Source organism: bacterium (assembly GCA_017744355.1).
Lineage (GTDB): Bacteria > Cyanobacteriota > Sericytochromatia > S15B-MN24 > UBA4093 > JAGIBK01.
Genome location: JAGIBK010000004.1, coordinates 133,127 through 154,360, shown reverse-complemented (window position 1 = coordinate 154,360; position 21,234 = coordinate 133,127). Strand labels below are relative to the sequence as shown.

At 67.7% G+C, this 21,234-nt stretch carries 20 protein-coding genes and 1 pseudogene; 9 read left to right on the top strand and 12 right to left on the bottom strand.

Annotated elements, in window-relative coordinates; all coding sequences use genetic code 11:
- Positions 1-43: 43 nt before the first annotated feature.
- Positions 44-1,429 (top strand): annotated as a pseudogene (locus J7643_11655) (3-oxoacid CoA-transferase subunit B).
- Here J7643_11655 and J7643_11650 read toward each other — a convergent pair.
- Entirely contained in the window at positions 1,426-1,842 is a 417-nt protein-coding gene (locus tag J7643_11650) for a hypothetical protein (GenBank protein ID MBO9541234.1), read from the bottom strand. The pseudogene J7643_11655 and the gene J7643_11650 overlap by 4 nt on opposite strands.
- 104 nt (positions 1,843-1,946) lie before the next feature.
- Between J7643_11650 and J7643_11645 the strand changes: the two genes are divergently transcribed.
- A complete protein-coding gene (locus J7643_11645) occupies positions 1,947-3,125 on the top strand; it encodes an acetyl-CoA C-acetyltransferase (GenBank protein MBO9541233.1) in 1,179 nt (392 codons plus the stop codon).
- A 61-nt stretch (positions 3,126-3,186) separates the two neighbouring features.
- Here the strand turns inward: J7643_11645 and J7643_11640 are convergent, their stop codons facing one another.
- Both J7643_11640 and J7643_11635 read right to left on the bottom strand, forming a co-directional pair.
- Positions 3,187-3,360: a hypothetical protein gene (locus J7643_11640; protein MBO9541232.1), complete on the bottom strand. Its 174-nt coding sequence runs from the start codon at positions 3,358-3,360 to the stop codon at positions 3,187-3,189.
- A gap of 12 nt (positions 3,361-3,372) precedes the next feature.
- Positions 3,373-3,771, bottom strand: a complete 399-nt coding sequence (locus J7643_11635) for a CoA-binding protein (protein ID MBO9541231.1) — start codon at positions 3,769-3,771, stop codon at positions 3,373-3,375.
- A gap of 107 nt (positions 3,772-3,878) precedes the next feature.
- On the opposite strand from J7643_11635, the gene J7643_11630 reads away from it, so the two are divergent.
- On the top strand, positions 3,879-5,816 hold the full coding sequence (locus tag J7643_11630) for a tetratricopeptide repeat protein (GenBank protein MBO9541230.1): 1,938 nt from the start codon (positions 3,879-3,881) through the stop codon (positions 5,814-5,816).
- A gap of 66 nt (positions 5,817-5,882) precedes the next feature.
- On the opposite strand, the gene J7643_11625 is transcribed toward J7643_11630, so the two are convergent.
- The 3 genes from J7643_11625 to J7643_11615 form a co-directional block, all read right to left on the bottom strand.
- Positions 5,883-6,695: a helix-turn-helix transcriptional regulator gene (locus J7643_11625; protein ID MBO9541229.1), complete on the bottom strand. Its 813-nt coding sequence runs from the start codon at positions 6,693-6,695 to the stop codon at positions 5,883-5,885.
- Between the two features lie 75 nt (positions 6,696-6,770).
- Positions 6,771-7,448, bottom strand: a complete 678-nt coding sequence (locus tag J7643_11620) for a DUF1054 domain-containing protein (protein MBO9541228.1) — start codon at positions 7,446-7,448, stop codon at positions 6,771-6,773.
- A 56-nt stretch (positions 7,449-7,504) separates the two neighbouring features.
- Complete coding sequence (locus J7643_11615; GenBank protein ID MBO9541227.1) at positions 7,505-8,419, bottom strand: diacylglycerol kinase family lipid kinase; 915 nt, start codon at positions 8,417-8,419, stop codon at positions 7,505-7,507.
- Positions 8,420-8,561: 142 nt separating this feature from the next.
- Between J7643_11615 and J7643_11610 the strand changes: the two genes are divergently transcribed.
- Together J7643_11610 and J7643_11605 are read left to right on the top strand one after the other, a co-directional pair.
- On the top strand, positions 8,562-9,461 hold the full coding sequence (locus tag J7643_11610; protein ID MBO9541226.1) for a HAMP domain-containing histidine kinase: 900 nt from the start codon (positions 8,562-8,564) through the stop codon (positions 9,459-9,461).
- Positions 9,462-9,573: 112 nt separating this feature from the next.
- Positions 9,574-9,765 carry a hypothetical protein gene (locus J7643_11605; GenBank protein MBO9541225.1) on the top strand — a complete coding sequence of 64 codons (192 nt, stop codon included), beginning with the start codon at positions 9,574-9,576 and terminating at the stop codon, positions 9,763-9,765.
- Between the two features lie 64 nt (positions 9,766-9,829).
- On the opposite strand, the gene J7643_11600 is transcribed toward J7643_11605, so the two are convergent.
- On the bottom strand, positions 9,830-10,402 hold the full coding sequence (locus tag J7643_11600) for a peptidylprolyl isomerase (protein MBO9541224.1): 573 nt from the start codon (positions 10,400-10,402) through the stop codon (positions 9,830-9,832).
- Positions 10,403-10,765: 363 nt separating this feature from the next.
- On the opposite strand from J7643_11600, the gene J7643_11595 reads away from it, so the two are divergent.
- On the top strand, positions 10,766-11,512 hold the full coding sequence (locus J7643_11595) for a carbonic anhydrase (protein ID MBO9541223.1): 747 nt from the start codon (positions 10,766-10,768) through the stop codon (positions 11,510-11,512).
- A 54-nt stretch (positions 11,513-11,566) separates the two neighbouring features.
- On the opposite strand, the gene J7643_11590 is transcribed toward J7643_11595, so the two are convergent.
- The gene (locus J7643_11590) at positions 11,567-12,724 is read right to left on the bottom strand and encodes a SpoIID/LytB domain-containing protein (GenBank protein ID MBO9541222.1); all 1,158 of its coding nucleotides are present in this window, start codon (positions 12,722-12,724) and stop codon (positions 11,567-11,569) included.
- Between the two features lie 159 nt (positions 12,725-12,883).
- Here J7643_11590 and J7643_11585 point away from each other — a divergent pair, with 159 nt between their 5' ends.
- Positions 12,884-14,563 (top strand): EAL domain-containing protein, encoded by a 1,680-nt coding sequence (locus tag J7643_11585; protein MBO9541221.1) that lies wholly within the window; start codon positions 12,884-12,886, stop codon positions 14,561-14,563.
- On the opposite strand, the gene J7643_11580 is transcribed toward J7643_11585, so the two are convergent.
- The 4 genes from J7643_11580 to eda all read right to left on the bottom strand — a co-directional run bounded on the left by J7643_11580 (position 14,560) and on the right by eda (position 17,819).
- Positions 14,560-15,315 carry a fumarylacetoacetate hydrolase family protein gene (locus tag J7643_11580; GenBank protein ID MBO9541220.1) on the bottom strand — a complete coding sequence of 252 codons (756 nt, stop codon included), beginning with the start codon at positions 15,313-15,315 and terminating at the stop codon, positions 14,560-14,562. The two genes, J7643_11585 and J7643_11580, sit on opposite strands and share 4 nt — an antisense overlap.
- A complete protein-coding gene (locus J7643_11575) occupies positions 15,312-16,166 on the bottom strand; it encodes an MBL fold metallo-hydrolase (protein MBO9541219.1) in 855 nt (284 codons plus the stop codon). Before J7643_11575 ends, J7643_11580 begins: the two co-directional genes overlap by 4 nt.
- Before the next feature lie 99 nt (positions 16,167-16,265).
- Positions 16,266-17,078, bottom strand: a complete 813-nt coding sequence (locus J7643_11570) for a hypothetical protein (protein ID MBO9541218.1) — start codon at positions 17,076-17,078, stop codon at positions 16,266-16,268.
- Between the two features lie 114 nt (positions 17,079-17,192).
- Positions 17,193-17,819 (bottom strand): bifunctional 4-hydroxy-2-oxoglutarate aldolase/2-dehydro-3-deoxy-phosphogluconate aldolase, encoded by a 627-nt coding sequence (gene eda, locus J7643_11565; protein ID MBO9541217.1) that lies wholly within the window; start codon positions 17,817-17,819, stop codon positions 17,193-17,195.
- Between the two features lie 123 nt (positions 17,820-17,942).
- Between eda and J7643_11560 the strand changes: the two genes are divergently transcribed.
- Together J7643_11560 and J7643_11555 are read left to right on the top strand one after the other, a co-directional pair.
- Entirely contained in the window at positions 17,943-19,643 is a 1,701-nt protein-coding gene (locus tag J7643_11560) for a DUF4932 domain-containing protein (protein MBO9541216.1), read from the top strand.
- 69 nt (positions 19,644-19,712) lie between these two features.
- A complete protein-coding gene (locus tag J7643_11555) occupies positions 19,713-21,233 on the top strand; it encodes an alpha-amylase (GenBank protein MBO9541215.1) in 1,521 nt (506 codons plus the stop codon).
- The last annotated feature ends 1 nt before the right edge of the window (position 21,234 follow it).

Below are 21,234 nucleotides of genomic sequence, written 5' to 3'. Positions count from 1 at the left end.
CGTTCGATCAACGAGACGCGCCACTTCAAGGAGACGCCTTAGTATGAACAAGGTGCACGCCAACGCGACGGAGGCTCTGAGCGGCCTGCTGCGCGACGGCATGACGATCATGGCCGGGGGCTTCGGCCTCTGCGGCATTCCCGAGAACCTGATCCTCGCCATCCGGGATTCCGGGGTCAAGGACCTGACCTTCATCTCGAACAACGCCGGGGTCGACGATTTCGGCCTCGGCCTCCTGCTCCAGACCCGCCAGATCAAGAAGATGGTCTCGAGCTACGTCGGTGAGAACAAGACCTTCGAGCGCCAGTTCCTCAGCGGCGAGCTCGAGGTCGAGCTGGTGCCGCAGGGCACCCTCGCCGAGCGCATCCGCGCGGGCGGCGCCGGCATCGGCGGCTTCTTCACCCGGACCGGCGTCGGCACCAAGGTCGCCGAGGGCAAGGAGACCCGGATCATCGACGGGCACGAGTACGTTCTCGAGGCACCCCTCAAGGCGGATCTCTCCATCGTCAAGGCGTGGCGCGGCGACACCATGGGCAACCTGGTCTTCCGCAAGACCGCTCGCAACTTCAACCCCATGATGGCCACCGCAGGCGCCGTGACCATCGCCGAGGTCGAGGAGCTGGTCGAGGTCGGCACTTTCGACCCGGACCAGATCCACACCCCCAGCATCTACGTTCAGCGCATCATCCAGGGCGTCGCCTACGAGAAGCGTATCGAGCAGCGCACGACCCGTCCGCGCGCCACGGCGACGGTTTAGGAGGACTTCGACATGGCACTCGATCGCTTCCAGATCGCCCAGCGCATCGCCCAGGAGCTGCGCGACGGCTACTACGTCAACCTCGGCATCGGCATCCCGACCCTGGTGGCCAACTACATCCCCGAAGGCATGGACGTCGTGCTCCAGAGCGAGAACGGCCTTTTGGGCATCGGGCCCTTCCCCTTCGAGGGCGAGGAGGATCCGGACCTCATCAACGCCGGTAAGCAGACCATCACCGAGCTGGCTGGCTCGGCTTACTTCTCCAGCGCCGACTCCTTCGCCATGATCCGCGGCGGCCACGTGGACCTCACCATCCTTGGGGCCATGCAGGTCTCGGCCAAGGGCGATCTCGCCAACTGGATGATCCCCGGCAAGATGGTCAAGGGCATGGGCGGGGCCATGGACCTGGTGGCCGGCGCCAAGCGCGTGGTCGTCGCCATGGAGCACGTCAGCAAGAACGGCGAGCACAAGATCCTCGAAGCCTGTGATCTGCCGCTGACCGGCAAGGGCGTGGTCCACATGATCGTGACCGACCTCGCGGTGCTCGACGTGACCCCCGAAGGCCTGGTTCTCATCGAGACCGCCCCCGGCGTGACGGTCGAGGAGATCAAGGCCAAGACCGGCGCTCCGATCATCGTCTCGCCCACGCTCAAGGAGCTGGTGCTCGCCTAGAGTTTCGGCAGGCGCTTCTTGCGCTTTTCCCCCAACGGGTCTGCCGCGCTCTTGAAGATCGGCTCGCCCGTTGGGTGCTCCTCGAAGGGCTGGAACAAGGACCAGGCCGAGAGGCCTGCGATCGCAAGCCCGCACAGGGTGTTGAGCGCACCGAGCAGGCTACGAGCTGGCAGATCCGAGATCAGGGGCAAGAAGAGCAAGAACACCCCCAAGAGGCCGGTGATCCAGCTGAGCAGGGGCGGCCCCTCCATGAGGCGCCAGACGGCCAGGCCGGTGACGATCAGGCCGATGATCACGTCGCTCCAGAAGACGCCGGGCGTGTCCCACGCGGCCATGATGATCGGGGCGGTGATCAGGACGATGGCGACCAGGATCATCAGGGCGCCGGGAGCTCTTGAACGATAGCGATCCATCTTGTCCCTCCCTATCTCCCCGATGGGTTCGGGGCTATCCTATGAAGGGCGATCCGGCCGCGTCAACGGGCGATCGCATATTGTCTTGTTACGAAAGGAACCCCATGCGTAAAGTCGTCATCGCCAGCGCCGTCCGCACCCCGATCGGGTCGTTCGGCGGGGCGTTCAAGGAAGTCAGCGCCGTGGACCTGGGCGCCCACGTGATCAAGGAGGCCCTCAAGGCCGCCGGCGTCGCCCCCGAGGCGGTCGACGAGGTCATCATGGGCAACGTGCTCCAGGCCGGTCTCGGCCAGGGCCCCGCCCGCCAGTCGGCCCTCAAGGCCGGCCTGAGCGTCGAGGTCCCCGCCACCACCATCAACAAGCTGTGCGGCTCGGGCCTCAAGGCGATCAGCCTCGGCGTCCAGGCGATCCTGCTCGGCGACGCCGACGTGGTGGTCGCGGGCGGCATGGAGAACATGAGCCAGGCCCCCTACGTGATGCCCGGCGCCCGCTGGGGTGCGCGCATGGGCACCACCCCCATGCTCGACACCATGATCTCGGACGGCCTCCAGTGCGCGGTCAACGACTACCACATGGGCATCACCGCCGAGAACATCGCCGAGAAGTACAGCATCTCGCGCGAGGAGCAGGACCAGTTCGCGGCCGGCTCGCAGCTGAAGGCCGAGGCGGCCATGAAGGCCGATCGCTTCGCCGACGAGATCGCCCCGGTCGTCATCCCGCAGCGCAAGGGTGACCCCAAGGTCGTCGCGCAGGACGAGTACCCCAAGCACGGCACCACCGCCGAGGGCCTCGCCAAGCTGCGTCCCGCCTTCAAGAAGGACGGCACCGTGACGGCCGGTAACGCCTCGGGCATCAACGACGGCGCGGCCGCCGTGGTCCTGATGAGCGAGGAGAAGGCCAAGGAGCTGGGCGTGACCCCGCTCGCCACGGTCGTCGCCTACGCCTCGGGCGGCGTCGATCCCTCGATCATGGGCATGGGCCCCGTGCCCACCGTCCAGAAGATGCTCAAGAAGTCGGGCCTCAAGATGGCCGACATGGACCTGATCGAGCTCAACGAGGCCTTCGCGGCCCAGAGCCTCGGCGTGGCCCGCGAACTCGGCCCTGACCTGACCAAGACCAACGTCAACGGCGGCGCGATCGCCCTCGGCCACCCCATCGGCGCCTCGGGCGCCCGCATCGTCGTCACCCTGCTGCACGAGCTCAAGCGTCGCGGCGGCAAGTACGGCCTCGCGAGCCTCTGCATCGGCGGCGGCATGGGCACCGGCCTCATCGTCGAGCGCTAGTCTCGTTCACACGCGAAACGCCGCGGCCTCCTAGGAGGCCGCGGCGTTTCGCGTTGAAAGGTTAGCCGCCGAAGTAGTCCTCGATCTTGAAAGTACAGCTGCCGCAGCGGATCTTGAGGTAGTTGGCGTCGAACTGGATGACCAAGCTCGGTTGGTTGCAGTCGGGGCAGACCTTGCTGCCGGTGGCCATCAGGCGCTGGCCGAGGAGCTCGAGCTCCTGTTCGGTGCGTTGCATCGTTGAATCCTCCTACCAGCGCTTGGCTTCGATCAGGGCGCAAGGGCCACCCCAGAGAACCGTCATCCCCCGGCCCTCGGCGTAGCGGATGGCCTCCATCTCTTCGGCGCCGGGCTGGAACCAGACGTGCTTGACGCCCACTTCCAGGCAGTCGTCGATCACCTGGCGCGCGAAGCGCGGCGGGACCACCACGTCCACCACCGAAGGTACGATCGGCAGGTCCTTGACGCTCGGGTAGGTGGGGCTGCCGTCGTCGAGCCCGTTCGGCTCGTTGGGGTTCACGGCGTAGACCTGGTAGCCCAGGGCCTTGAGGTGGTCGAAGATGCGCCGCCCGAACTTGTGGTGGGCGTTGGAGGCGCCGATCACCGCCCACTGCCGCTCGTTCACCATGGTGTCGATCGCATCCGACATGTCTGCCTCCTTCGCTTTGCGCCCGCTACGGGGTCGAGGCGATTCTACCAGAGGCGCCAAGCAGGCGCCAGGGCGCTCGAACGCGCCAACTCTGGTATCATGGCCGTATGGCACCCAAGCATCGCACCCCCTTCATGCCCGGCAAGGGCCCCCTCGGCACCCCTTCGGCGGACGCGGCCCCCGAAGAGCTCGCCCGCCTCGGCGCCGACCACCTGGAGCGGGGGCAGCTCAACGACGCGGCCTTCGCCCTGCGCCTCGCCCTCAAGCGCGACCCGCGCCACGCCGAGTCCCACTACCTCTTGGGCGAGGTCTTCGCCGAGAAGGAGAACGTGCCCGGCGCCATCAAGGAGTACCGCGAGGCGATCGAGAACGATCCCGACTACGCGGACGCCTACTTCGCGCTCGCCTGGGCCCTGGAGAAGCAGGGCCAGCTCCCCGAGGCCATCACCGCCCAGCGCAAGGGCCTGTCGCTCGATCCCGAGAACGTCCAGAACCACGTGGAGCTGGGCACCATGCTCTTCTTCGCGGGCAACCTGGACGGGGCCGCGACCGCTTTCAAGCAGGCCCTCTTGCTCGATCCCTCGAACCCCGTCGCGCACCAGGGGATCGGCGCCATCCTGTTCGAGAAGGGCAGCTTCGAGCAGGCTTGCGAGGCCTTCCGGAAGGCCATCGAGGCGAAGCCCGACTGGTCCTTGCCCCACCACGACCTGGCCATGGCCCTCTCGTGCCTCAACAAGACCGCGAGCGCCCAGCTCCAGACCCGCATCGCCCAGCAGGTGGAGGAGCGCGAGAAGCTCAAGGAGCAAGCGGATCTGATCGTCTTCGAGGCCAACCGAGAGCACCTCAAGGGTGACGATCGCCTGGCCGAGGCCAAGGTGCGCGAGGCCCTCGCCGTCCTGCCGGACCACGCCCCCAGCTACCGCATGCTCGGCATGATCGTGGCGGGCCGCGAGGACCTGGAAGGGGCCGTGCCGCTCTTCGAACGGGCCCTTTCGATCGACCACCAGGACATCGACGCGGTCAGTCATCTGGCCTGGGCCCTCGAGCAGCTCGGGCGTCTCGACGAGGCCGAGGAGGCCATCCTGAGCCTGCTGAGGCGGGTGCCCGGCGACTCGTGGGGCCACAACCACCTGGGCTGGATCCGCTTCCAGCAGGGGCGGATCGACGAGGCGATCGTCGAGTACCGCAAGGCCCTCTCGACCAACCCTCGCAACCTCAACGCCCTCTACAACCTGGGCTCGGCGCTGATCGAGCTGCGCGACTTCGCCGGGGCCGTGCCCCCCTTGCGCGCCGCCCTCAAGGCCGATCCGGCCGACACCGAGGCGCGCCTGCACCTGGCCTGGGCCTACGAGCAGCAGGGCGAGTGGGAGGTGGCCATCCGCGAGCTGAAGCAGCTCCTGGAGCTGGATGCGGACGACGTGGACGCGCGCTTCGAGCTGGCATGGTCCCTGGAGCAGGTTGGCGACCAGGAAGGAGCCCTCAAGCTCTACGCCGAGGTCCTGCGCATGGACCCCGAGCACAGCTTCGCCCACAACAACTTGGGCTCGCTCTTCGAGCGCCGGGGCGATCGCCGCGCGGCCGAGAAAGAGTACCGCCTGGCCATCTCAACGGATCCCGCCAACACCAACGCTCACCACAACCTCGCCAACCTCCTGGCGTCCAAGGGCGATCGCAAGGCCGCCCTCAAGCAGCTCACGGAGGCCCTCGAGGCCAGCCCCGACGAGCACGAGCTGCGCTTCAGCGTCGCCCACCTCTTGGCCGAGATGGGGCGCCTCAAGGAGGCCGTTGAAGAGTACCGGCTGTTTCTCTCGCACTTCCCGGACGACCCCATCGCCCGGCACGACCTTGCCGCCACCCTCCACGAGATGGGCCGCCTCGACGAGGCCGTCGAGGCCTATCGGCAGGCCCTGGAGCTGGACCCCGACTTCGTCGAGGGCTACGAGCACCTGGGGGCTTTGCTCGAAGAGATGGGCGATCGCCACGGCGCGCACGAGGCCTACCGCACGGCCCAGCGCCTCGCCCGGATCCAGGGGGATCGCCCCTAACAGCGGCCTCCAAAAGACCTCGCCCCTGCCGGTTCAACCAGCAGGGGCGAGGTCTTTTGGAAGGCTTTAGGCCTTGACGGTGTCGAGCTGCAGGGCCGAGAAGATCCGCTCCATCTCGGCGGGCACCGACGACGGGGTGATCTGGCCGAAGAAGAGCAGGCGCAGCTTGCGCTCGGGCACCGCCGAGAGCTTGGCGAGCTCGGGGATGCCGAGGCCCCAGTGGCCCATCCGCTTGAAGATGGTCTTGAGCTCGGCGGCGTAGTCCTCGTCCTTGGGGAAGAGGTCCATCATGGACGGGTTGATCAGGTTGAACTGGATGGGGTTGTCGCTGTAGCCCCGATCCGAGAGCATCTTGTCGAAGAGCAGGTTGAGGAAGCGCAGCTCCAAATCGCGCATCTCCTCGGTGCGCCAGCGGTGCTCGCGCGCCACCGAGTACTCGGGGAAGTCCGAGGGCTGCATGCCGAGCGCCGTGGAGAAGAGCTGGATGAAGGCGCGGTTGGTGGGGAAGGGATGGTCGCCGCGCAGGATCCCGTAGAAGTAGGGGCGGCTGATGCGGCCCTCGATCTTGCGGTACAGGTCCTCGCGGGTCAGGCGCAGCTCGCGCATGCGGTCCCAGACCTTCTGGGCCGAGGGCGAGAGGCCTTCTTGGAAGCGCACGTACTCGGGGAAGCGGGTCGGGTCGATGTCGAGGATCTCGGCCATCTTCTCGAGGGTCTCGCGGATGCCGGGGAACGCGACCTTGCCGTTGAGGATGCGATAGATGTACTCCGGGCTGACTCCCAGTCGGCGGGCGAACTCTACCTTGCGCAGGCCCAGCTCGTCCAGGCGTCGAAGAATCGTCTCCACCGAGGGGGACGTGGTGTGTCGATCAGCTGCCATGAATACCTCCATCCTAAACATATTACGCAGGATGCCGCTCGATGCCAAGGAACGGATGGCAGTAACGGCGGGGGTTTAAGCTTCCTGATAGGCTTGCTTTCGAGAATTTGCCAGGCGATACAGCTCGAAGGTGGACCGGAACGTCGCCATGGCAAGCTCTGCGAGCGCAGCGCCGTCGATGGCCTCGACCTCCTCTCGCATCAGGTCGATGCCGCACAGGGCCTCGGCCTTGGCGACCCGCCGGACCCGCTCGAAGTAGGCCGTGAGGGCCGCTTCGTCCATGGCCCCGTGGCGATCGCCGAAGGGGCGCATGTGGTCGTGGGACCAGCGCATGGTGTCGGGCACCACGGAGCGGACCCACGCGAGATCGGAAAGGGCCCCTTCGGCGAAGGGCCCCTTGAGGGGGCTCTCGTAGATCAGGGCGAACTGGGCGAAGACGTGGGTGCCCCAGAGGCCGAGCTGGAAGTGGGGGTGGGCCTTGTAGCCCCGGGGATTGGTGGACCAGGCCACCCAGGTGTCGTTGGGCGGGTTGACCGTGCGACGTGCATGCTTGGCGACATGGGGATAGACCGGCTCGCCGAGCATGGCCGAGAGCTCGGGGGCGAGGGCGGCCCCGAACGCCTCGAGCTTGGGCCGGACGCGGGCCTTGAGCGCCTCCATCCGCGCCGTGAAGTCCGGGAGGCTAAAGACGTCGAAGTCTGTAGCCGAGAAGCCTTCGAGGCGCGAGGGATGGGGAACGAGCAGGGCTTTCATGGGCACCTCTTCCTGGTCAACGATCATAAACTTAGCAGAAAAAACTGAGGAATGCCTTAAACGCTTAGTCTCAGGACTTGGGGCATGATGCTGAAATGCGCATCGGTGGTCCCGGGGGCCTCGCCGTCGAGATCCAGCAAGAGGGGCCGCGCGCATCGCACCCGGACCTCACGGGCCCGGCGGAACGCCACCCCGGGCTCCGAGAGATGGGTGCCGCGATAGATGGCGGCGACGTTCCGGAAGAGGGCTGCGCGGGACACGTCCCCCACCACCATGACGTCGAAGAGCCCGTCGTCCATGCGCGCCTCGGGCAAGATGTGCATGCCTCCGCCGAAGTACCGCCCGTTGCCGACCACCACGTTCCATGCCCGCCCCTCGAGGGGCGCCTCGTCGTCGAAGGCGATCGACATGACGCCAGGCTGGTAGGTGGCGAAGGCGTGGAGGGTCCCGGCGAGGAATGTCAGGAAGCCCCCCAGGACCTTGGAGCCGCGGTTGATCCGATCGACCGCCGCGCCGCCGAGGCCCGCCTCGGCGATGTTGACGAAGTGGCGCACGGTTCGATGCCCATCGGCGCCCACGAACTCGGCCCGCCCCACGTCGAAGAGGCTTTGCCGGCCCGAGAGTAGATGCTCGGCCGCCTTGAGGGGGTCGCGGGGGATGCCGAGGGTCCGGATCAGGTCGCCCCCGGTGCCAGTCGGCAGGATCCCGAGCGTCGCCTCGGGGGAGCGAGGCTGCCGGTCGTCGAAGAAGCCGTTCATCACCTCGTGGATGGTGCCGTCGCCCCCGACCGCCACCACTCGCCGCGCGCCTTCCGAGAGGGCCTGGGCGGTGAGATGCCGGGCATGACCGGGGCCTTCGGTGAAGCGGACCTCGCCCGACAGCCCGAGCCGCAGCAGACTGGCCTCCAGGCGGGCCCAGCGGGACGCCGTCCGGCCATGTGCCGCGCGGGGGTTCACCACGAAGACCGTCATGACGCTCCTTTCACCTTGCTGCGATCCGCCCTTCATCATAAAGGACGGGGCGCTGAAGGTCTTGTTATCTAAGAGTATTAACTTTTTACTAAGGATAGTTTATACTCGCTTAATCCAATCTTAGGCCCCAGGGGAGACGAGCATGTTTGGCACATCATGGTGGCTAGCGGGCGCCTTGGGCGCGGGAGCAGCCTGGCTCGCGACGAGCCTGGCACACCGCCGCCGCGCTCGCGCACTGGAGGCGGCCATCAGCGATCGCCTGCACGCCAACGACGCTCGGGTGGCGCGCTTCCTCAGCATGATCAGCCACGAGCTCAGGACCCCGCTCAGCTCGGTGCTCGCCTTCGCCGAGTTCCTGGAGGACGGGCTGGGCGGCCCGCTGACCAAGGACCAGGGCGCCTACGTGAACCGGATCCAGGTTGCCACCGCCCAGATGCAGCGTTTGGTGGACGATCTCCTCGACTACCACCGGGTCAGCCAGGGCCGCTTCCAGCTCGCGTGCCGTCCCCTGAACTACTGCGAGCTGGTCAAGGGGGTCGTGGCCCAGGCGCGGCCTGCCTTCAAGACCAAGGAGCAGCGCCTGGAGCTGATCTTGCCGCATCACCTGGCGCCGGTCTACGGAGATCCGGAGCGTCTGGCGCAGGTTCTGCTCAACCTGCTCTCCAACGCCTCGCGCTACACCCCTCACGGGGCCTCGGTCCGGGTCGAGGTGGCCCGCGAGGGCGTCGAGATCGCCACCCGCGTGATCGACAACGGTCCCGGGATCTCCGCCGAGGCGCAGGCCCAGCTCTTCGAACCCTTCTTCCAGGCCCAGGGCGGGGCTACCTCGCGCCAGTCCGGCCTGGGGCTGGGGCTCGCCATCGCCCAGGGTCTGATGCTCGCGCATCACGGCGAGCTGTCGGTCGAGAGCGCGCCCGGCAAGGGCACGGTCTTCACCGCCCGCATGCCGCTCGCCGCCGCGGGCTTCACCCTGCCCCTGGAGCGCGCGGCCCTCACTCAGCCCCTGGAGCTGCCTCCGAGCATGCAACTGAGCGAGGCCTGAAAAAAACTTTCGTCGGGCGCGCAAGTTTGGGTCGGGGGAGGCTATAATTAAATCAAGTTTAAGACTTCGCCCGAGACACTTAATCTCGTTGCCCCGCAGGAGGATTCATTCCGTGATCGAGCGCCTTCCCGCCCACGCCCGTAGCAAGCGCCCCATGACCTTCGCCTACACCCGGCCCCTGTCGCCGGAGGACGTCTCGGGCATCACGGGGCTGCTGGCCGACGAGGGGATCCCCGCTCAGCGCCAGACGGGCAAGGTCGAGCGCTTCTTCGGCGCCCTGCGGGCGCGCTTCGCCAAGCGCTAAGCCGCGTTACATCCTTCACGCGAACAGCGCCCCGGCTTGCCGGGGCGCTGTTTCGTCTTGGGCTTTACTTGACGAGGGTGACCTTGAGCATCTTGTCGGGCTTGCCGGGGTTGGCGCCGGGGCCCTCAGTGGCCTGCAGCTTGTCGACCACGTCCATGCCGCTGATGACCTGGCCGAAGACGGTGTAGCGGCCATCCAGCGAGGGAAGGGGCTGGAAGCCGATGTAGAACTGGCTGCCGCCGCTATTGGGCGCCGAGGTCTTGGCCATGGCGAGGCTGCCGCGGATGTGCTTGAGGGTGCTGTCCAGCTCGTCCGGGATGGTGTAGCCGGGGCCGCCCCCGCCCGTGCCTTCGGGATCGCCGCCCTGGGCGACGAAGCCGGGGATGACCCGGTGGAAGGTCAGGCCGTCGTAGAAGCCCTTCTTGACCAGCTTCTCGAAGTTGGCGACGGTCTTGGGGGCCTCCTTGGGGAAGAGCACGACGGTGAACTTGCCCTTGGTGGTGGTGAACTGGACCTTGGAGCCGAGCGTGACCTTGTGGCCCGCGGCCTTCTCCACTTCCTGGATGGCCTCCGGCTTGGCCTCGGTCTTGGCGGGGGCCTTGGCGTCGGCGGCTCCCGCGCCCGCAGCGACGAGCATGGCGGCGAGAGACATGGGGACGGCGAGGGTTCGCAGGGACATGAGGAGCCTCCTGTATGGGGGTTGCGGACGCGCCATTATAGAAGCGCCCAGCCAAGGGTGTAAAGGCCGCGCCCTTGGGGAACATTGGCCTAACAGAGATCGGATCATTAAGGTAGGGATATGAGCGGAAGCAAGAATGCGTCGAACGGTAAGGCCAAGAAGGGGTTCAAGCTCTCCCTTCCCAAGATCCAGCCCCCTGCCCTGCCTGCCCTGAAGCTGCCCGGTGGGAAACCCGCGCAGTTCGACGGCACCTTCCTCATGGCCATGATCCTGGTCGGCGGCCTCTCGGCGGGTTCGGCGGCGATCGCCGTCCGCTTCGCCATGCCGACCCAGGTGGTGGTCCAGCGCCCGAGCGATGCCGACCAGGATCATGGTCGCTCCTACAACCCGGCGGGCTTTCCCGACATCACCACCGGCCCGAACGTGGTCTCGGACTACAGCCTGACCATGGAGCGGCCGGTCATCGCCGAGACGGCCTACGTCCACCCGCAGGCGAGCGTGATCGGCTACGTCACCCTCGGCGAGCGCGTGCTCGTCGCCCCCCAGGCCTCCGTCCGTGGGGACGAGGGCAAGAACATCTTGGTGGGTGACGAGACGAGCGTCCAGGACGGGGTGGTGATCCACGCCCTGTCGACCGAGGAGAAGGGCGTCAGCAAGATGGAGCACCGGGTCGTGGTGAACGGCCAGGAATACGCCGTCTACATCGGCGAGCGCGTCACGCTCGCCCCCCAGAGTCAGGTGCACGGCCCCTCGGTCGTCGCCGACGACGCCTACATCGGGATGCAGGCTTTGGTCTTCAAGGCCCGCATCGGCGCGGGCTGCGTGCTGGAGCCGCGCGCGGCCGCCATCGGGGTCAACATCCGCGAGGGCCACTACGTGCCCGCCGGGGTGGTGGTCACCAGCCAGGAGCAGGCGGATTCGCTGCCGGCCATCACGCCGGGCTACGCCTACAAGGACGCGGGCGCTCAGGCCGTCAAGGTCAACACCCAGCTCGCCGAGGGCTACCGCAACCTCTATCCGGCAGGCTATCAGCCGTCTGCCGCGCCGGAAGCCGCCGCGGGCCACTGATCCCAACTGAAATCGACGGGGAAAGCGTCCAATTGGATGCTTTCCCCGTTTCGTTTAGCGGGGGGCTTTAACCAGCATGCCGTCGCTGAGGGTGGTCTGCCCGTAGTAGTGGGCGAGGATCTGGTCGTAGGAGTAGCCCATATCGGCCATGGCTTTGGCGCCCCACTGGGACATGCCCACGCCGTGCCCCCAGCCGCGTCCGGCGAAGGCGAGGCTGCCGTCCGCTTGCTTGGCCACGTTGAAGAAGGTGCTGCGCAGGCCGAAGGCGAAGCGCAGCTTCTCGCCGCCGACCTCGGCCGTGCCGGTGGTGCCGATGAGCCGGGCGCGCTTGAGGCGCCCCGAGTAGCTGCGCTCCAAGGGTTCGATGGCGACCAGATCCCCGATGGAGACCCCGAGCTTCTGGAGGGCCGGGGAGAAGCGGTCGGGAGCGATCGTGGTCTCCCAGACGTAGCGGGGGCTCTGCTGGTCGAAGTCCGGGACCGCCTGCAGGTACGGGACGGCCTTGCCCCAGACCTCCAGGCACGACTCGGTGAAGCCCCCCGACGAGTCGCTGTAGACGGCCTCGATGGGCTTGCCGAGGTAGGTGAGGATCCGGCCGCGGGTGTCATCCACCGCCTGGTTGGTCGAGGGGCGCTCCAGCTTGGTGCCGCCGTAGACCTGGCTTGCCACCGTGGCCTTGAGGTCGTAACCCAAAGAGGAGAACTGGCCCAGGTGGGCCACGGCGTAGGTGCGGGCGGCGACGGCCTGGGCCTTGAGGGCCTCGGGGTGCCAGCTCGGGATCACCTCGGCGGGGACTACGCCGTACAGGTAGGCCTCGAGGGTCACTTCGTTGACGACGGTCAAGGCGCTCGGGCCCATGCGCACTTCGAGCTCGCCCCGGTAGGTCTTGCCCGCCACCGAGGCGCGGGCCTCGGGGGTCGGCTCATCGGCCTTGAGGCGCAAAGGGCCCTTGGCGCTCGCCTTGGTCCCGTCCGAGAGGGTGACCTCCAGGCTTTCGCTCGCCTGGGTGACGAGGATCGGGGCGTTGGCAGCGAAGCGCGCGACCCTGCGATCGCCCTCCATGAGGGTCGCTGGCAGGCTCAGGCCGAGCGTCGCCGAGGGGGCGGCCTCCACCACGCCGATCCGGATGAGGCGATCGCCTTGCTGGGCGCGCCCGGGAGCGGGGAAGACCAGGGTGAAACAAGCGGTGAGCAAAAGCAGGGGCTTGCGCATGGGACTCATCTTAGCACCCGCCCAGCGCCCCGCGCACGGGCGCATGCCCCCCGCTTGACGATTCTTGACCGAAACTCGGGACCAACGTCCCAAGTGGGACTTCCGTCCGATGCGTAAGCTAGCTTCTGCGCCCGTTCGCGAACGCTTGGAGGCTGCTGCATGGAAGGCATCGACAAGGCCTTGGCCCCCTTCTTCGAGCTCATCTTCCTGGCCTACCCCGATCCCCTGTTCGTGGTCTCGGTCGAGGGGGGCGACTACCATTACCGGGCGGTCAACGACGCCTACCTGCGCCATGCGGGCCTCTCGCTCGAAGAGGTCCTCTCGCGGCGGGTCGTGGACGTCCTGCCGCCGGCGGCGCGTCCCTACTTGCTCGGCAAGTTTGCCGAGGCCCTCAAGGCCAAGCGCTCGATCGTCTACGAGGTGTCGGCTCCCGAGGGGCGCACCTTCGAAGCGGTCATCTCGCCCATCGTCACGCCGGAGGGGGACTGCCCCTATCTGCTCGGCAGTCTCATGGACATCACCCCGCGCAAGCGGGCAGAGGCCGAGCTGGAGTTCGCGCGCTTCCACGACGGGGTCACGGGTCTGCCCAATCGCTTCAGTCTGCGCCAGCGCCTCGCCGAGGCCCTGATCCACGCCGAGTCGCTCGACCAGTCCGTGATGCTGCTGGTGCTCGACCTGGACCGATTCAAGCCCCTGAACGAGACCCTCGGACACCCGATGGCGGATCGCCTGCTCTGCCAGGTGGCCGTCCGCTTGCAAGCGGCGCTCCCGCTCGGGGGAACGGTCGCGCGCCTCGACGGCGACGAATTCGGCGTCCTCGCCTTCGGCGACGCCCAGGACGCGGAGGCCTTGGCGCAGCGCCTTCAGGAGGTCTTCTCGCTACCCTTCATGGTGGACGGCCACGAGGTCTACCTTACGGCGAGCATCGGAGTCGGGCGCTTTCCCGCCGATGCCCAGAACCCCGATGCCCTCATGCGCTGCGCGGGGGTCGCCCTCGATCGGGCCAAGCAGGAGCGGAACGCCTACTGTCTGTATCACCTCGGGCTGAGCGAGGATACCACGGATCGCTTGGTACTCGGCCACAAGCTGCGCCATGCCCTGGAGCGCCATGAGCTGACCGTCCACTACCAGCCCCAGGTCTGTCTCGAGAGCGGGCGCATCTTCGGGGCCGAGGCGCTCATCCGCTGGCATCACCCCCAGCTCGGGATGATCTCGCCGGCCAAGTTCATCCCACTCGCCGAGGAGTGTGGCCTGATCGTTCCCATTACCGAGTGGGTGATGCGCGCCGCCTGCCTCCAGCAGCGCTGCTGGGCCCAGGAGGGTCTGGGGGACGTGCGGATGTCGGTCAACCTGTCGGGACGCCACTTCAAGCGCCAGAACCTGGCAGAGCTGGTCAAGCGGGTCCTCGCCGAGACCTCCATCCCTCCGACGTGCCTCGATCTGGAGCTGACGGAGAGCATCCTGATGGACAACGTCGAGGCCAGCGCCGAGGTGATGCAGGAGCTGAGCCGGATCGGCATCCTCTTCTCGGTGGACGACTTCGGGACCGGCTACTCGTCCCTGAGCTACCTCCAGCGCTTTCCCCTGCACACCCTCAAGGTGGACCAGAGCTTCGTTCGAGGCATCACTTCGGGTGAGGACGGCGCCCCGATTACCTCGGCCATCATCGCCATGGCGCACAGCCTCGGCATGAAGGTGATCGCCGAGGGGGTGGAAACGCGCGCGCAGCTCGACTTCCTGAGAGAACGCCGCTGCGACGGGTACCAGGGCTACTACTTCAGCCGCCCGGTACCCGCCGAGGAGTTCGGCGCCCTCCTGCGCGCGGCGCATAAGGTCTAGGCTTCGAGCCGCCTCACCGGGTTGCGCAGGGTGCCCAGGCCCGTGACCTCGACCTCGACGGTCTCGCCGGGCTGCATGGCGCGGGTGTGGCCGGGGGTGCCGGTGAAGATGAGGTCCCCCGCTTCGAGCGTCAGGTAGCGGCTGGCGAAGCTGACCACCTGCGCCACGTCGAAGATGAGATCCGAGAGGGGCGCCTCCTGGTACACTTCGCCGCCTGCGCGCGTGCGGATCACCGCGTCCGGCGAAAGGGCGGAGACGATCCACGGCCCCAAAGGGGCGAAGGTGTCGCAGCCCTTGGCCCGCCACCACTGGCGATCGTTGGCCTGCCACTGACGATCGCTGACGTCGTTGCCCGCCGTGTAGCCGAAGACGCACGACCGCGCCTCTTCGGGGCTGACGTGCCGCGCGCGCTTGCCCATCACGACCACCAGCTCGCCCTCGAAGTGGGGATCGGCGGCGTCCGGCGGCAGCAGGATGGCCTCCTCCGGGCCGACGAGGGCCGAGGGCGGCTTATAGAACAGCTCGGGGCGCGCGGGGGCGGGGCGGCCCTGCAGGTGCGAGCGGTAGTTGAGGCCCACGGCGAGGATCTTGCCCGGGGTGGCGGGAGCCAGCAGGCGAAGGCCCTCGAATTGGACCTTCCGCGCAGTGGCCGTGAAGGCGCCGATGCTCCCGTCGAGGACCGTCACGGTCTCTCCGTCGGTCTCGCCCCAGGCTGGGGCGCCGTCCAGCTCGAAGCGGATGAAGCGGGTCATGCGCGCACCATCGCTTCCTCGGCGTTCACGCGCTGGACCAGGTTGCCCGCCTCGTCCCAGACGCCTGCGAGGATCTCGGGGTCGTGGTAGAAGGTCAGCCACCAGCCCTCGGCCTTGGCGCGGCCGATCCAGTGGGCCTTGGCGGTGATCGAGTCCATGGGGTAGTCGTCGTAGGCCATCACCCACAGGGGGTTGAGATGAGCGTGGGTGGGCAGCAAATCGCCCAGGTGCAGAGCGGTCTGGCCCTCGGACTCGATCAGGATGGCCTGGTGGCCCTTGGTGTGGCCGCCCGTGAGGACCACCTTCACCCCCGGCACGATCTCGCGCTCGCCGTCCGCGGGGTCGATGAGGCCGGCGGCCTCGATGACCTGCCAGTTCTCGGGCCAGTAGGCGTGAGCCGAGCGGATGTTGGGGGAAAGGGCCTCCTCCCACTCGGCGCGCTGCATGACGTGCTTGGCGTTGGGGAAGGTGGGTTTGATCTCGCCCGCCTCGTCCCGGTAGGTGCCGCCCGCGGCGTGGTCGTGGTGCATGTGCGAGTAGAGGACGTAGTCCACCTTGGCCGGATCCACTCCCGCGGCTTCGAGGCTCTCGCGGAGGGTGGGGGGCTGCTTGAGCTGGAAGATGCTCTGCTGCTTGGGGGTGAGCTTGTTGCCGTAGCCGGTGTCCACCACGATGGTGGCGTCGGGGGTCTCGATCAGCAGGGTGTTGAGCGCGAGCCGGATGTAGTTGTGCTCGTCGCAGGGATAGCGCTTGGTCCAGAGGGTCTTGGGGACGACCCCGAACATGGCGCCGCCGTCGAGCTTGAACTCGCCGTCGCTGAGCCAGCGGAGCCGAATCTTGCCGAGTTGCATGGCATCTCCAATCCGAGAAGGGGGGCGAATCCTCCCATTGTAACGCCAAAACGAAGGCGCCCCCCGTGACGGGGGGCGCCGAAGGGGACGCGTAGCGCGCTAGTGCTGTTCGGCCTTCTTGCGATCGTTGCGGACCTTGCCCAGCATCAGGTCGGCGCCCATGGACAGCAGGCCCGCGCCCAGCGCGATGCCGCCCGCGATGGCCCCGCCGATGCCGGTGGGGGCGAGGAAGAGGGCCGCGGTACCGGCGGCGGCCGAAAGGGCCGAGAGGCCAGCCTTGGCGTTGGCGAGCACCTTCTCGGTGCCGCTCGCCTTGGGGTCCTTGTTGGTCTTGACGGCGTCCGCGATGTCGAAGCCCGCGACCACCGCGCCGGCGATGGGGGCCACGCGGCCGAGACCCTTGACCATGGGGGCCACGTACTTGCCGTTCTCCATGGCGTGGGCGATCGCAGCCCCTGCGCGGCTACGCGCGAAGAAGCCCCCGATGCTGCCGGCACGGCCGCCGCGCTGCATCAAGCGGCCGAGCAGCGGGAGCTTCTCGAGCTCGTCGATGTTCGAGGCGATCTTGACGCCTTCCTTGAGGCCGTCGACCGCGCCCACGGCATCGGCGACCGTCTTGCTGACGGGCTTGTCTTCTTCTTTGGGCTTGGCGGCCTCGGCGGCCTTGGCCTTGCCGCCGTTCGCGGCCGGGGCGGCAGCGCCTGCGGCTTGAGCGGCCGCGACCGCCGCCTTGAGGCGGTCCTGATCGCTGGTGGGGCGGTTCTCGACCTTGAGGCGGTCGGTCTTGGGCTTGGCGGCGGCTTCGGACTTGGGCGCCTCGGGAGGCGAGTCGAGCGTCAGGGTGCGAGGCTTGATGGGCCCCGTGGGGCGTCCCAAGCGCTGGGGGTTGCCGTTGCCGTCGATCATCGCCATGGTCGGGTCCTCACCTCATCGGGGCGTTGCTACCGTGTTATGCCCGCGAGCAAGGGTTTTCTGGCGGTAGGCAACGATCATTTCAAAGGGGTTTAATCGTTTCTAAACAATCGCTCAGGAGCGAGCAATCGCAAGCAGTTCGGCGGCGCGACGCGCCAGCTCGCCGGCATCGCGGCGCGCGACGGCCTCGCGGTCGAAGAGGCAGGTGGCCACGCCCGCGGCCACGGCCCCCGCAGCCAGGTAAGCAGCGAGGTTGCTCGCATCCACCCCACCGGTCGGCATCAGGGGCAAGAAGGGCAAGGGGTCCCGCACCAGCTTCAGGTAGCGCGGCCCGCCGAGCGCCTCGGCGGGGAAGACCTTGACGCAGTCGGCCCCCAGGCGGTGGGCGGCGAGCAACTCGGTGGGGGTGGCGGCCCCCGGGGCTACCCAGACACCGGCCTCACGGCAGGCCGCGACGACGGCCGCGTCGGTGTGGGGCGAGACCACGAAGGCGGCGCCCGCCTTGATGGCTGCGTGCGCGTCGTCGCGCGTGAGCACCGTGCCCGCCCCGACCAGGGCGCCGCTTTCGGAAAGGGTCCGGATGGCGTCGAGGGCCCCCGGCGTGGTCAGGGTGATCTCGAGCAGTTCGAGACCGCCTTCAATGGCCGCCTGGGCGGCCCAGACGGCTTCGGTGGCGTCCTTGGCGCGGATCACGCCGAAGAGGCGGGTACGTTCGATCGAGGCGAGGAGGCGCTGGCGCACGGGGTCTCCTGAAGCGGGCAAAAGGGCGTTTCGATTCTAGCAGAAAGCGACGGAGGGATGATTTGGGCCCTTCTGGGGTACGAAACCCTAGACGTCGCCCCAATCCCGCCCTCCGGAGGTTGCATGAAGTCCCGGCCCTGGGCGGCCGCCGCGTTGGCCGCCATGTTCGTCCTGCCCATCGCCCCTGCCCTCGCCCAGGAGGCCGTTCCCGTGCCTCTGCCAGATCCCTCGGGGATCGAGCTGCGCGCGCCGGGAAGCGAAGCGACCGCGATCGAGGTCCGGGTCGAGCCCCAGATCGAGCTCGTCACGGCCCTCATCGCGCTGGGCGCCTGGGGCAAGGAGAACGCGGAGGTCGCCCCCTCGGCCTACGCCCTCGACGTGCAGCAGACCTTCGCCCGCCATGCCGCGCATCCGGCGGTCGAGGCCGTCAGCGCCTACCTCAAGGCCGAGCCGGCGGGGCTACGCCCCTTGCTGCGCCTTGCGCTGACCCTCGACTCCACCCTCTCGGGCGCGAGCCCCATCCCCTCCGGGCTGGCCCTTTCGCTCGGCGGCAGTGAGGCTGCCGGCACCCTGAGTGCTCACCTGCGCCAGTTCGCAGCCGATTCGGGCTTCATGGCCTTCTACACTGCGCGCCGCCCCGCCTACGCCAAGCTGGAGGCGAAGGTCGCCCAGGCGGTGGCCAAGGCCGACCCCAAGAGCCGGGTCGAAGGCTTCTACGGCGTGACCTACCCCCGTTTCACCGTCCTCCTCGCCCCGATGGCTCCGCGCGATGCCTCGGGCGAGGCGCTGCTCGCCCAGACCGGCGAGGACGGCCCCCTTGTCGTGCTGCGGCCCGAGGGGGTGACCAAGGACAAGCTGCCTGACTTCAAGGTGGAGGCCTCGGACTTCGGACGCAGCCTCGCGCACGCCTTCGGCCATGCGATCCTGCCTGGCCTGCTCGCCGTTCACGCCCGCGACCTGGCGCTCAGCAAGGAGCTCATGACGCCCGTGACCGACGACATGAAGGCCGCCGGCTGCCTCGACTGGCCCGAGGCGGTGGCCGAGCACCTGCTGCGTGCGGTGGACGCGCGCTTCCAGCAGGCGGACGGCGACGTGAAGCAGGCCCAGGTCGCCCTGCGGACCAACGAGCGCACGGGCTTCGCCTACGTGCGCGAGATTTTCACCCAGCTGGCGAACTACGAGGCCAACCGCGCGACCTATCCCAACCTGGGAGCCTTCCTGCCGCAGACCACCGCCAAGCTCGCCTACCTCAAGGACATGGGAGCGGCCGACGACGTGGCCAAGCGCTACCGCTCGTTCCAGGGGCCGATCCCGCGTGCCAACGACCGTCGCTTCCTGCCCGCCACGGTGCTGGTGGCGCCGACCCCCGCCGATGCCAAGGTACGCGCGGCGACCCAAGCGTCGCTCCAGGAGACCAAGGCTTTCTTCCGCAAGCGCTTCGGCCAGGACGTGGCGATCGTGACCCCCGAGCAGGCCGCGACCCTGGATCCCGCCAAGGTCTCCTTCGTGGTCTTCGGAACCCCCTGGTCCAACCCCTTCTTGGCGGCTTTGCTTAAGTACATCCCCCTCAAGGTCACGAAGGATACGATCCAGCTGGGCGACAAGCAGTTCGTGGGCAAGAACCTGCGCCTGATCACTGCCTTCTCGAACCCCTACAATCCGAACCTGCCCATGCGGATCGTCACCAGCAGCGAGGATGCGGGGATTCCCGGCCTCTTCGGCATGAACGTGGGTCCCTACGACTACGCCCTCTTCCACGGGGAATCCCCCATGGCCCAGGGGGACTTCGTTTACGATCTCAAGGGGAAGTGGAACCTCCGCTAGCAAGATCTGCGTCGCAGCTCCTAAAATATTCTTAAGTCACGTTTAAGATCGTTTTAGGAGAAGCGACGCATGCGCAAGCGGTTCGGGAAGGCCTTGCTCGCAGGGGCGATCCTGCTGTCGGGGTGCGGCATGACCCCCTTCCGTGCTGGGGCCGAGGACCAGGGCGTGCGCGCCCAGAGCCTCTCGGGGACGCCCGACTGGGCCAAGAATGCCGTCATCTACCAGATCTTCCCCGAGCGCTTCGCCAACGGCGATCGCGCGAACGACCCGAAGGGAAGCGAGCCCTGGGGCGCGACGCCGACCTACGACAACTTCATGGGCGGCGACCTGGACGGGGTGACCCAGAAGCTCCCTTACCTCAAGGAGCTGGGCGTCAACGCCCTGTACTTCAATCCGATCTTCGCGAGCAGCAGCAACCACAAGTACAACACCCGGGACTACATGCACGTGGATCCGGCTTTCGGCGGTGACGCGGCCTTCGCGCGCATGCTCAAGGCCGCTCACGGTCTCGGCATGAAGGTGATGCTGGATGGGGTCTTCAACCACACGGGCGATGACAGCCCGCTCTTCCAGGACGCCAAGGAGAAGGGCGAGAAGTCGCCTTACTGGAACTGGTACACCATCTGGGGCTTCCCCGTCACCACCACGCCCAAGCCCAACTACAACGCCTGGTGGGGCTTCGGCACCCTGCCCCAGCTGCGCGCCGCGAGCAACCCCGAGGTCCAGAAGTACCTCTTCTCGGTCGAGGAGCACTGGCTGAGGCAGGGCATCGACGGCTGGCGCCTGGACGTGCCCAACGAGATCGACAGCGACGACTTCTGGCGCACCTTCCGCAAGAAGGCGCGGGCCATCAACCCCAACGCCTACATCGTGGGCGAGATCTGGGAGGACGCCGATCGCTGGCTGCAGGGCGACCAGTTCGACAGCGTCATGAACTACGTCTGGCGCAAGCACATGCTCGACTTCTTCGCGCATGGCACCATGAACGTGGACCACTTCGACTGGGGCCTCGAAACGCTGCGCAAGAAGTACGCCCCCGAGATCACCGGCGCCATGTTCAACATCCTGGGCTCGCACGACGTCCCGCGCTTCTTGACCGAGGCGGGCGGCGACGTGAACAAGCTCAAGCTCGCGGTCCTCTTCCAGATGACCTACCCCGGCGCGCCCGTCGTCTACTACGGCGACGAGATCGGCATGCAGGGCGGCAAGGACCCGGACAACCGCCGCGCCTTCGAGTGGAACGCCGGCAAGCAGAACCGAGATCTCTTGGGCTTCTACAAGCAGCTCATCGCCCTGCGCAACGCCACGCCCGCCCTGCGCACCGGCGCCTTCCGCTCGATCCGCCGCCACAACGATCTTGGCCTCTTCGGCTACGTCCGCGAGCTGGGCAAGGACAAGGTGGCGGTGATGCTCAACAACAGCACCGACACGCGCGAGTGGTCGCTCGACGTCAGTTCGGCCTTCGCCGACGGGGCCAAGCTGAGCGACCCGCTGACCGGACGGAGCTACACGGTCCAGCAGGGCCACGTGCCCCTCAAGCTCGCCCCCAGGCAGGGCATCATCCTGATGCCGGCCACGGCGCGCCGCTGAC